The sequence below is a fragment of the Noviherbaspirillum sp. genome (assembly GCF_035254865.1).
GTDB lineage: Bacteria > Pseudomonadota > Gammaproteobacteria > Burkholderiales > Burkholderiaceae_D > Noviherbaspirillum.
Genome location: NZ_DATFAF010000086.1, coordinates 78185 through 88534 on the forward strand (window position 1 = coordinate 78185; position 10350 = coordinate 88534).

General features: G+C 59.7%; 10 protein-coding genes. 7 read left to right on the forward strand and 3 right to left on the reverse strand.

Annotated elements, in window-relative coordinates; genetic code table 11:
• Nucleotides 1–101: 101 nt before the first annotated feature.
• The 3 genes from VJ651_RS21485 to xseA form a co-directional block, all read right to left on the reverse strand.
• Entirely contained in the window at nucleotides 102–911 is an 810-nt protein-coding gene (locus tag VJ651_RS21485; protein ID WP_324109386.1) for an alpha/beta hydrolase, read from the reverse strand.
• 551 nt (nucleotides 912–1462) lie between these two features.
• Entirely contained in the window at nucleotides 1463–2041 is a 579-nt protein-coding gene (locus VJ651_RS21490) for a superoxide dismutase (protein ID WP_136419899.1), read from the reverse strand.
• Between the two features lie 196 nt (nucleotides 2042–2237).
• A complete protein-coding gene (gene xseA, locus VJ651_RS21495; protein ID WP_324109387.1) occupies nucleotides 2238–3599 on the reverse strand; it encodes an exodeoxyribonuclease VII large subunit in 1362 nt (453 codons plus the stop codon).
• 314 nt (nucleotides 3600–3913) lie between these two features.
• Here xseA and VJ651_RS21500 point away from each other — a divergent pair, with 314 nt between their 5' ends.
• From VJ651_RS21500 to VJ651_RS21530, 7 genes are all read left to right on the forward strand, one after another.
• A complete protein-coding gene (locus VJ651_RS21500) occupies nucleotides 3914–4519 on the forward strand; it encodes a MotA/TolQ/ExbB proton channel family protein (protein ID WP_324109388.1) in 606 nt (201 codons plus the stop codon).
• Between the two features lie 21 nt (nucleotides 4520–4540).
• Nucleotides 4541–4975: a biopolymer transporter ExbD gene (locus VJ651_RS21505; protein ID WP_324109389.1), complete on the forward strand. Its 435-nt coding sequence runs from the start codon at nucleotides 4541–4543 to the stop codon at nucleotides 4973–4975.
• The gene (gene lpxK / locus VJ651_RS21510) at nucleotides 4972–5985 is read left to right on the forward strand and encodes a tetraacyldisaccharide 4'-kinase (RefSeq protein WP_324109390.1); all 1014 of its coding nucleotides are present in this window, start codon (nucleotides 4972–4974) and stop codon (nucleotides 5983–5985) included. Before VJ651_RS21505 ends, lpxK begins: the two co-directional genes overlap by 4 nt.
• Nucleotides 5966–6160, forward strand: a complete 195-nt coding sequence (locus VJ651_RS21515) for a Trm112 family protein (protein WP_136419904.1) — start codon at nucleotides 5966–5968, stop codon at nucleotides 6158–6160. The genes lpxK and VJ651_RS21515 overlap by 20 nt, the downstream gene beginning before the upstream one ends.
• A 58-nt stretch (nucleotides 6161–6218) precedes the next feature.
• Nucleotides 6219–6977 carry a 3-deoxy-manno-octulosonate cytidylyltransferase gene (kdsB, locus tag VJ651_RS21520; protein ID WP_324109391.1) on the forward strand — a complete coding sequence of 253 codons (759 nt, stop codon included), beginning with the start codon at nucleotides 6219–6221 and terminating at the stop codon, nucleotides 6975–6977.
• 139 nt (nucleotides 6978–7116) lie between these two features.
• Nucleotides 7117–7773, forward strand: a complete 657-nt coding sequence (gene adk, locus VJ651_RS21525; RefSeq protein ID WP_324109392.1) for an adenylate kinase — start codon at nucleotides 7117–7119, stop codon at nucleotides 7771–7773.
• A gap of 265 nt (nucleotides 7774–8038) precedes the next feature.
• Nucleotides 8039–10240, forward strand: coding sequence for a sodium-translocating pyrophosphatase (locus VJ651_RS21530; protein WP_324109393.1), 2202 nt, complete (start codon nucleotides 8039–8041; stop codon nucleotides 10238–10240).
• Nucleotides 10241–10350: the final 110 nt, after the last annotated feature.

The following is a 10350-nucleotide window of genomic DNA, read 5'->3' on the forward strand; positions in this document are numbered from 1 at the left end:
CGGCGCGGCAGATGTCTGTAATTGCCGCGACATGCAATCGAACTCAGCCTTCCGGATGAATGCCGATAAAGCGATCATCCCGCTTCCCCGCAGGCCATCATTTAGTGAAGTGCGCTCGCGCGGGAAAAATGACTTTCCAGCAGTGCGTTGACCAGCGCAGGACTTTCCAGTGCGACGGAATGTCCTGCTTTCGGGACTTTTTCCATCCGGCCGTCAATGACGGCATTTGCAATGTTTTGCGCGAGGGGCACGGTGTATGCGTGATCTTCCTCGCCGGCGATGGCGAGCACGGGAACCTTGCTTCCCCTTAGTTCATCAAGAATGCCTCTGCGATGCACGACCTGATAGGCGGCGTTACCGATGCTGGTGCCGAGTTGCGACATGTACTTGCGCCAGTAGGCGAGTTCATCTGCGAAGCCGGGATCGGTCAGCGATGCGTCGCCAAACATTACATAGAGCAGGGTATCGACCAGCGGAGCGCCGCCGACTCTTTGCAGATTGTCGACGATCGGTTGAAATTCCGCGACTTTGTATTCCGCCTCGCCGGAACTGCCGAGGACAGCGCAGGATGCGGTCAGATCGGGTCGGCGCGCAGCCAGGCGCAAGGCAATGAATCCGCCAAGTGAGTTGCCTACGACATGGCATTTGCCCAGGTCCAGTGCTTCGATCAATGCCGTCGCATCATCGGCCAGCGTGTCGGTGTCCTGTTCTTCGAGCGGCGCAGCGGCGCTCCGTCCCTGTCCCCGGTGGTCGTAACGGATGACCCGATACTCCTTGCTGAAATAGTCGGCCTGCTTGTAGAACATGTTTGAGTTGAAAAAGAGCGAATGAGTGAAAACAATGGCGGGCGCGTCGCGCGGGCCGTCATCCTCATAGTAGAGCTCGGTATCGTTGACTCTGATTTTCGGCATGGTGTCTCCTTGTATTTCGTCGTGGTGGAACAATGGTCGAAAGCATGGCGATGACGACGTGAAAACATACTGAATGAGCGCCCGCCGAGTTCCGGGAGACCGCGCGTCGAACAAGGCCGTTGCCGTGCAAGGTCGACAATGCTGGCAGCATGAAAATCACACTCAGTTTCGCAAGCTGGTCTGCTCCGGGAAGTCGTCGATCAGTGACCGTCTTCGTTGACGATAGGGGAACCGGATGATGTGTGTCTATCGCGAATATTCGCGATGATCGGTGGTCGTGACTGCCCGAATCTTCGGTTGTCGCAATTTGAGCGATCGAGCCAGACGGTTGTATGTGCTCTGGTTGCCGCCATCATCTCTCGTCCACGCATGAGGTGTGCGAGGACTTCGTTGTGAAGAAACTCTTGGTCGGCTGGTCAGGCTGGGGGCTAGCGCAGTTCCTGCAATTCGGTCTGGAAAACAAGCCGATGAAAGCAAAAGGCCCGCAGGAGCGGGCCTTTTGCTGCTACCGGCAATTCAGGTTTCCGAAGATTTTCGGATTCTTGAAAATTTCAGGCAAAGTTCTTCGCCACGAAATCCCAATTGACCAGATTCCAGAACGCCTCGACGAACTTCGGGCGTGCGTTGCGGTAGTCGATGTAGTACGCGTGCTCCCACACGTCGCAGGTCAACAGCGGTTTGTCGCTGGTGGTCAGCGGCGTGGCGGCATTGGAGGTGTTGACGATGCCGACCGAGCCGTCGCTCTTCTTGACCAGCCAGGTCCAGCCGGAGCCGAAGTTGCCGACGGCGGATTTGGTGAATTCTTCCTTGAACTTGTCGAATGAGCTCCACGTGGCGTTGATCGCGTCGGCCAATGCGCCGGTCGGGGCGCCGCCGCCGTTCGGCTTCATGCAATTCCAGAAGAAGGTGTGGTTCCACACCTGCGCGGAGTTGTTGAACAAGCCGCCCGAGGACTTCTTGATGATGTCTTCCAGCGATGCGTTTTCGAATTCGGTACCCTTGATCAGGTTGTTCAGGTTCGTGACGTAGGCCTGATGGTGCTTGCCGTAGTGGTACTCCAGGGTCTCCTTGGAGATGTGCGGCTGCAGTGCGTCCATCGGATAGGGTAGCGGGGGCAGAGTGTGTTCCATGGTGCTTCCTTTCTGTTTTTGAGGTTGATGTTGTTCTTGAAAGACCTCAATTGTATGTCGGATGCAGATTACCTGCATAACACCCCGTATTGATCTATTGTCAAAGCGGTGTCGAAATCCTTTTTTCGCTTTCGTCGCGGTAAATGGTCCCAATTTCCATTATTTCTGCATGAAATACATGTCGCCGTTCAACGCGTCACTCCAGCAGGGGTTGCACGCTTGCGATCCCGATCTCGGCGCTGCCTTCCGCCAGCCTGACGGTAACCGTCTGTCTCGGGTGTAGGTCTTTCGGGGCGCGCACGATTCTTCCTTTGCTGTCAATGATCATCGAATAGCCGCGTTCCAGCGTCCGTTCGGGATTGAGCAGCTCCAGTTGCGCGGTCATCGCGGCCAATGCTTGCCGCTGCTGGCCCGTCGTCGTCACCATGCGCGTGCTCATACGGCGGGCGATATCCTGCAGCCAGGAACGCTGGCGCACTGTTTTCGGCAACTGGGCGCCCAGCCGCGTTTGCAGATGCGACAGCTTGAAGCGAGCCTGGCTGAGCGGCATGCGCGTCGCATGCGCCAGGCGGGTTTGCAGGCCGTGCAGCTTGAGGCGTTCGTGGGTGATGTACGCGGCCGGGCTGACCAGACGATGGGAAAGCCAGTCGAGCGTCTGCGACGTGTCGGCCAGGCGCCGCCGGAGCGCGCGGGTGAGATCGTCGGCGTGGGCTTCAACCGTCGCCAGCCAGTCGGCGCGGGGTGCTGCGGCCATTTCCGCCGCGGCCGTCGGCGTCGGCGCGCGCAGGTCTGCGGCGAAATCGGCAATCGTGAAATCGGTCTCGTGACCGACCCCGGAAATCACCGGCATGGAACAGCCGGCAATGGCGCGTGCCACGGCCTCTTCATTGAATGACCACAAGTCTTCAATGCTGCCGCCGCCACGGCACACCAGCAGCACGTCGCACTCGGCGCGCGTCGACGCGGTCGCGATTGCTTGTGCAATCTTCTGTGCCGCTCCTTCCCCTTGCACTGGCGTCGGATACAGGATTACCCGTACGTGCGGCGCGCGACGGCGCAGGGTGGTCAGGATATCGCGCAAGGCAGCCGCCTGCGGACTGGTCACAATCCCGATCGTCCGGGCGAAAAGCGCCAGGGGCCGTTTGCGCATCGGATCGAACAGGCCCTCCGCCTCCAGCTTTTCCTTCAGGCGCAGAAAGGCTTCGTACAGGTTGCCGACGCCGGCACGGCGGATTGCCTCGACACTGAGCTGGTAATCGCCACGCGGCGCATACAGGGTGACCAGTGCGCGCACCTCGACCTTGTCGCCTTCGCGCGGAACGAAGCCGGCATATTGCGCGCGGCCGCGGAACATGACCGCACGCACCTGGGCGCTGTCGTCCTTCAAGGTGAAATACCAATGGCCCGATGCGGCCTTGGTGAAATTGGAAATCTCGCCGGAAACCCACGCCAGCGGGAAATTTCTCTCCAGCATCCGCGCCACCGCTTGATTCAAGGCGGAAACCGTCAGTACGGGCGGCGTCCCTTCTATACTTTCGGGGGAACTTCTAAGGTTCATGCGGTCTTTCAAGGCAAAACCTGTCCACAGGCCCGCCAATTCGTCATCTTTTTGTCATACTTGGTTACAAACAATATCTGACATCCTTAAGTCTTTGATTTAATTGAAGAAAAAAATCAAGCGCGATTTCAATGCAGCAATTAAAAACCCTTTGGAATCAAATACTTTTATTCAGTGCAAGGTATTTACCCACAAAGTTATCCACAGGGTCTGTGAAGAACTTTTTCGGAAGTATTGTAGCGGGATGGCCTTGCTCGCAGAGGCTCAACACGATACATTCTGCATCCGACTGAATTCATCTTGAGGAGCCTCTTTTGCTCGCCATTATTCAAGCCGCCGGCTGGCCGATCTGGCCGCTGTTGATCGCCTCCATCATTGGCCTGGCTTTGATCATTGAGAGGCTATTGTACCTGCGCCGCCGCCGCATCCTGCCGCCCAATCTGCTCGATGAAGTGATCCGCGTCTACCACAATGGCAAGATCGGCCCGGAAGTCATTTCCAACCTGGAACAGAACTCGCCGCTGGGCCGTGTCCTGGCCGCCGGCATGCGCAACGTGAACGCGCCGCGCGAGGTGATGAAGGAATCGATCGAGGAAGCCGGGCGCGGCACGGCGCATGACCTCGAGCGATTCCTGACCACGCTCGGCACCATTGCCACGCTCGCGCCGCTGATGGGCCTGTTCGGCACCGTGGTCGGCATGATCGAGATTTTCGGTGCGCAAAACTCCGTCGGCGCCAACCCGGCAGAGCTTGCCCACGGTATTTCCACGGCGCTGTACAACACCGGCTTCGGCCTTGCCATCGCCATGCCCGCGCTGGTGTTCTACCGGCATTTCCGCGCGCTGGTGGACGGCTTCATCGTCGACATGGAACAGCAGGCGGTGAGGTTTGTCGATACCGTACATGGCAATCGCAAGTAAGGCAAAACGTAAGGCGAGACAATGAACTTCCGTAAAGGCCAGGGCCGCGAAGATCCGGAAATCAACCTGATTCCCTTCATCGATGTATTGCTGGTGATCCTGATCTTCCTGATGATCACCACCACCTACAGCAAATTCACTGCGCTGCAGATTACCCTGCCGACCGCCGACGCTGAAAAGGCGCTTGAGCAGCCGCAGGAAATCAATGTCGGCGTCGATGCGCAAGGTCACTACGCGGTCGATAACAATCCGGTCGCCGCGCATGATGCCGCGGCATTGGCGGAAGAGTTGAAGGCCGTCGCAAACGCCAAGGGGCAGTCGCGAAACGGCCCGGTCATCATCATCAACGCCGACGCGATGGCGACGCACCAATCGGTCATCAATGTGCTTGAAGCCGCACGCCTGGCCGGACTCGAAAAGGTCACCTTTGCCGCGCAGGCCAGCGGCAAGAAATGACACGACATGCCGGCACGGTGCTGACGCGTGCCTGGACGCGGCGCGGCTTGCTGGCAAGCGCCCTGTATCCGGTTTCGCTGTTGTTTCGCCTGCTGGTTGCACTGCGCCGCACGCTTTACAAGGCCGGCATATTCCAGAGCACCCGCTTGCCCGTTCCGGTGATTATCGTTGGCAATATCTTTGTCGGTGGCACGGGCAAGACGCCATTCACCATCTGGCTGGTCGATCAATTGCGGCGCGCAGGCTTTGTGCCGGGCGTTGTTTCGCGGGGTTATGGCGCAAGCAACAAGGAAACGATCGAGGTCACTCCGACGTCGACACCGGACAAGGTTGGAGATGAACCCGCATTGATTGCGCTCCATGGCAATTGTCCGGTCATGGTCGGGCGCAATCGGGTTGCCGCCGCGCAGGCACTTCTGGCTGCGCATCCCGAAGTCAACCTGATCATTTCCGACGACGGTTTGCAGCACTACGCCCTGCAGCGGGACCTTGAGATCGTCCTCAGCGATGAGCGCGGCAACGGCAACGGCTGGATGCTGCCGGCCGGACCACTGCGCGAACCGGCATCGCGCAGGCGCGATTTTTCCGTCAAGAATACAAGTCGCCATCCCGCCCACAACGCGGAGTGGTTTCGCATGCAGCTTTCCGGCGATACCGCCGAACGCCTTTCCGATCGAACGCATTCCATTGCCTTGAGTGCAATTCGCGCACCGCGTATCCTCGCTGCCGCAGGCATCGGCAATCCCTCGCGTTTTTTCACCATGCTGCGCGACGCCGGTTTGGCTATCGAAGAGCTGCCGCTGCCCGACCACTACGACTTCGCCGCCAACCCGTTTGCCGGCATCCCTGCAGATATCATCCTGATCACCGAGAAGGATGCAGTAAAATGTACGCAAATTGATACGATGAAGAACGACCCCCGCTTGTGGGTCGTCCCTGTGACAGCGCGCATCGATCCCGCGCTGGCTGAACGAATAGTGGAGAAATGTCGTGGACGCCCGACTGCTTGATATCCTGGTCTGCCCGCTCTGCAAAGGGCCGCTTGAATACGATAAAAACGCGCAGGAATTGATCTGCAATCCGGACAAGCTCGCCTATCCGATTCGCGATGGCATTCCCATCATGTGGGCCGATCAGGCGCGCGATCTGACGGCAGCGCCGGCTCCCGCACCTTCGGCCGGCTGAGCAAATCCGTCGTCGCTTCATAGCGCAACGGATCTCCTCGGCCAACCGGAAAAAACTGATGTCTTTTACCGTCATCATTCCCGCACGCCTCGCGTCGACACGCCTGCCGAACAAGCCGCTTGCCGATCTGGGCGGCAAGCCGATGGTGGTGCGGGTGGCCGAGCGCGCCGCCCAATCGGGTGCCTCACAGGTGGTCGTGGCCACTGACCACGCCGATATTCTCGCGGCATGCCGGGCCCACGACGTGGATGTGCGCATGACGCGTGCCGATCATCCCTCTGGAACAGATCGCATCGCGGAAGTTGCGGCTGCCCTCGGCTTGTCCGGCGACGCGGTCGTCGTCAATGTGCAAGGCGACGAGCCCTTGATTTCCCCGTCACTAATCGCCGCGACCGCCGCGCTGATCACGACCAGCGTTCCGATGGCTACCGCTGCGCATCCGATCGATGACGTGGCGGAGATATTCAATCCGAACGTAGTCAAGGTTGTCCTCGACAAGACGGGCAGGGCGCTGTACTTTTCGCGCGCCACGATTCCCTGGCACCGCGACGGTTTTGCGCAATCACGGCAAAGCATCCCCGCCGGTTACCGGCCGTTGCGCCATATCGGGCTTTACGCTTACAGCAACGCCTTCCTGCAAGAATATCCAACGCTGCCGCTGTCGCCGCTCGAACAGATCGAGGCGCTGGAACAATTGCGGGTCCTTTGGCATGCTTATCCGATCGCTGTGCATGTGACGCCCGATATGCCGGCGGCGGGGGTGGATACGCCGGATGATTTGTCGCGGGTGCGACAGTACTTCGGTCAAGGAATTTAGAAGAAATCGGGGCGAGAACTGCCGAATTCGGGGGATTCTGTGGTAAGTTTCATGCAATGTTTGTGTGATACAAAGCATGTCTTTGGGGAAGTTCATCCCGTCACCGCGAAAAAATTTAAAACCAGTCTAGGAAAATCTCATGCGCCTCATCCTCTTAGGACCGCCGGGTGCCGGTAAGGGCACGCAAGCAAATTACATCAAGGAAAAATTCAACATTCCCCAGATCTCCACTGGCGATATGCTGCGCGCTGCCGTCAAGGCAGGCACGCCGCTCGGCATCGAAGCCAAGAAGGTGATGGACGCGGGCGGCCTGGTTTCGGACGACATCATCATCGGCCTCGTCAAGGATCGACTGAAGCAGGCGGATTGCGCGAACGGTTACCTGTTCGACGGCTTTCCGCGCACGATTCCGCAAGCGGACGCCATGAAGGAAGCCGGCGTTGCGATCGACTATGTGCTGGAAATCGACGTGCCGGATGAAGCGATTGTCGAGCGCATGAGCGGCCGCCGCGTGCATCAGCCCTCGGGCCGCACCTATCACGTCAAGTTCAACCCGCCGAAAGTCGCCGGCCGGGATGACGTCACCGGCGAAGAGCTGATCCAGCGTGACGACGACAAGGAAGAGACCGTGAAAAAACGCCTGGCCGTTTATCACGAACAAACCGAAGTGCTGGTCGACTACTACAACAAGTGGGCGAAGTCCGGACAGCCGGGAGCGCCGAAGTATCGCAAGATCTCCGGTGTCGGCCCGGTCGAAACGATCCGGGACAATGCCTACGCAGCATTGGCTGACTGAACAAAAAAGCGGACCTCGTGTCCGCTTTTGTTTTTCGGCGGGCTAATCCAGATCAAAGATTCAGAACCGAGGTTTTGTTTTTTCTCCCGCACAAAATTCGGTATGCAAGAATAACGAGAACGTTGTAACGGAAAGTTTAGCAGTGCGCAGGACTCGCAGGACGACGACAGCAGATACCCATCGGTGTCATAGGGCGTATGCCGTCGCCGTCCTCCGGAATGTGTCGTTGTTTTAATCTTGTAGTGAACAACATGGAGGAAACAGTATGGCAACAGGTTTGTGGATTGCCGTGGTGTGCGGTGTTCTAGCCGTCATCTACGGATTGGTGTCCCGGAGTTGGATCTTGAGCCAGGATGCCGGTAATGCCCGCATGCAGGAGATCGCAGCGGCCATTCAACAAGGTGCCGGTGCTTACCTGGCGCGGCAATACAAGACCATAGCGGTGGTCGGCGTCGTGCTTGCGATTCTGATTGGTATCTTCCTCGATGGCACCACTGCGGCCGGTTTCGTGCTCGGCGCAGTCTTGTCCGGCGCATGCGGCTTCATCGGCATGAATGTTTCGGTACGCGCCAATGTGCGCACCGCACAGGCAGCCACTCGCGGCATCGGCCCGGCGCTCGCTGTCGCTTTCCGGGGCGGTGCGATCACGGGCATGCTGGTGGTCGGTCTCGGATTGCTCGGCGTGACCCTGTTCTTCTGGTATCTCACCGGCGGCAAGGCAGTCGATGCGGCCACGCTGAAACCCTTGCTGGGTTTCGCGTTCGGTTCTTCGCTGATCTCGATTTTCGCGCGTCTCGGCGGCGGCATCTTCACCAAGGGCGCCGACGTCGGCGCTGACCTGGTGGGCAAGGTGGAAGCAGGCATTCCGGAAGACGACCCGCGCAACCCCGCGGTGATTGCCGACAACGTCGGCGACAACGTAGGTGACTGCGCCGGCATGGCCGCCGACTTGTTCGAAACCTATGCAGTGACCCTGATCGCAACCATGACGCTCGGCGCACTGATGATCACCGGCGCTCCGCTCAATGCGGTGATCTATCCGCTGGTGCTTGGCGGCGTATCGATCATTGCATCCATTATCGGCTGCTCCTTCGTCAAGGCATCGCCCGGGATGAGGAACGTCATGCCCGCCCTCTACAAGGGGCTGATCGTTGCCGGCGTGATTTCCTTGATCGCATTCTACTTCGTCACCACTTGGCTGTTCCCGCAGGCAGTTTCGGTAGTGGGCGGCAAGGCGGTCACTGCAATATCGCTGTTCGGCGCCTGCGTCGTCGGCCTCGTGCTCACTGCGCTGATGGTGTGGATCACCGAGTACTACACCGGTACCGATTACAAGCCGGTGCAGCACGTTGCGCAGGCGTCCACCACGGGTCATGGCACCAACATCATCGCCGGTCTCGGCGTGTCGATGAAGTCCACCGCATTTCCCGTGCTGTTCGTCTGTCTTGCCATCGGAGTTTCCTTTGCGCTGGCCGGCCTTTACGGCATCGCGGTAGCGGCCACCTCCATGCTCAGCATGGCTGGCATCGTCGTTGCGCTCGACGCCTACGGTCCGATCACCGACAACGCTGGTGGCATTGCCGAAATGGCCGAATTGCCCGACAGCGTGCGCGACATTACCGATCCGCTGGATGCCGTGGGCAACACGACCAAGGCGGTGACCAAGGGCTACGCGATCGGCTCCGCCGGTCTTGCTGCCCTGGTCCTGTTCGCCGACTACACCCATGCGCTCGAAGGCCGCGGCATGCATCTGTCCTTCGATCTGTCCGACCACATGGTCATCATTGGCCTGTTCCTCGGCGGTCTGATTCCCTATCTGTTCGGCGCGATGGCGATGGAAGCAGTCGGCCGTGCAGCAGGTAGCGTGGTCGAGGAAGTGCGCCGTCAGTTCCGCGAGATCAAGGGCATCATGGAAGGTACCGGCAAGCCGGAATACGGCAGGGCGGTCGACATGCTGACGACGGCCGCGATCAAGGAAATGATCGTGCCTTCGCTGCTGCCGGTTGTGGTGCCGATCCTGGTCGGTCTGCTGCTTGGCCCGGCCGCGCTCGGCGGTTTGCTGATGGGCACCATCATCACTGGCCTGTTCGTCGCCATCTCCATGTGTACCGGTGGCGGCGCCTGGGACAACGCGAAGAAGTACATCGAAGACGGCCACTACGGCGGCAAGGGTTCGGAAGCGCACAAGGCGGCCGTGACCGGCGACACCGTGGGCGACCCCTACAAGGACACGGCCGGCCCGGCCGTGAACCCGCTGAGCAAGATCATCAACATCGTCGCGCTCATGATCGTCCCGCTGATCGGCGCCTGGACGCTGGCCAAGGCGCCGGCGGCTCCGGCCGCAGTGCCGCCTCCGGCGATCGTGGCGCCGGCGCCTGCCGCCGCGCCGCCGTCGGCGGCCGCTCCGGCGATGGCGCCTGCCGCGGCTCCTACCGCGGAGCCCGGCAAGGACGCGCCGAAGAAATAGTCCCGCGGCATTGCCGCGATCGATCGGTCTGGGGCAGCGGGCGAACCGCTGCCCTTTTCATTTTCAGGCGTCGAGCCGCTATCGCCTCTGCAGGCCGCTCGTCGCCAGAC

Coding starts and splice junctions, on each gene's coding strand:
- VJ651_RS21485 (WP_324109386.1), bottom strand. CDS start 911: ATGCCGAAAATCAGAGTCAACGATACCGAGCTCTACTATGAGGATGAC.
- VJ651_RS21490 (WP_136419899.1), bottom strand. CDS start 2,041: ATGGAACACACTCTGCCCCCGCTACCCTATCCGATGGACGCACTGCAG.
- xseA (WP_324109387.1), bottom strand. CDS start 3,599: ATGAACCTTAGAAGTTCCCCCGAAAGTATAGAAGGGACGCCGCCCGTA.
- VJ651_RS21505 (WP_324109389.1), top strand. CDS start 4,541: ATGAACTTCCGTAAAGGCCAGGGCCGCGAAGATCCGGAAATCAACCTG.
- lpxK (WP_324109390.1), top strand. CDS start 4,972: ATGACACGACATGCCGGCACGGTGCTGACGCGTGCCTGGACGCGGCGC.
- kdsB (WP_324109391.1), top strand. CDS start 6,219: ATGTCTTTTACCGTCATCATTCCCGCACGCCTCGCGTCGACACGCCTG.
- adk (WP_324109392.1), top strand. CDS start 7,117: ATGCGCCTCATCCTCTTAGGACCGCCGGGTGCCGGTAAGGGCACGCAA.
- VJ651_RS21530 (WP_324109393.1), top strand. CDS start 8,039: ATGGCAACAGGTTTGTGGATTGCCGTGGTGTGCGGTGTTCTAGCCGTC.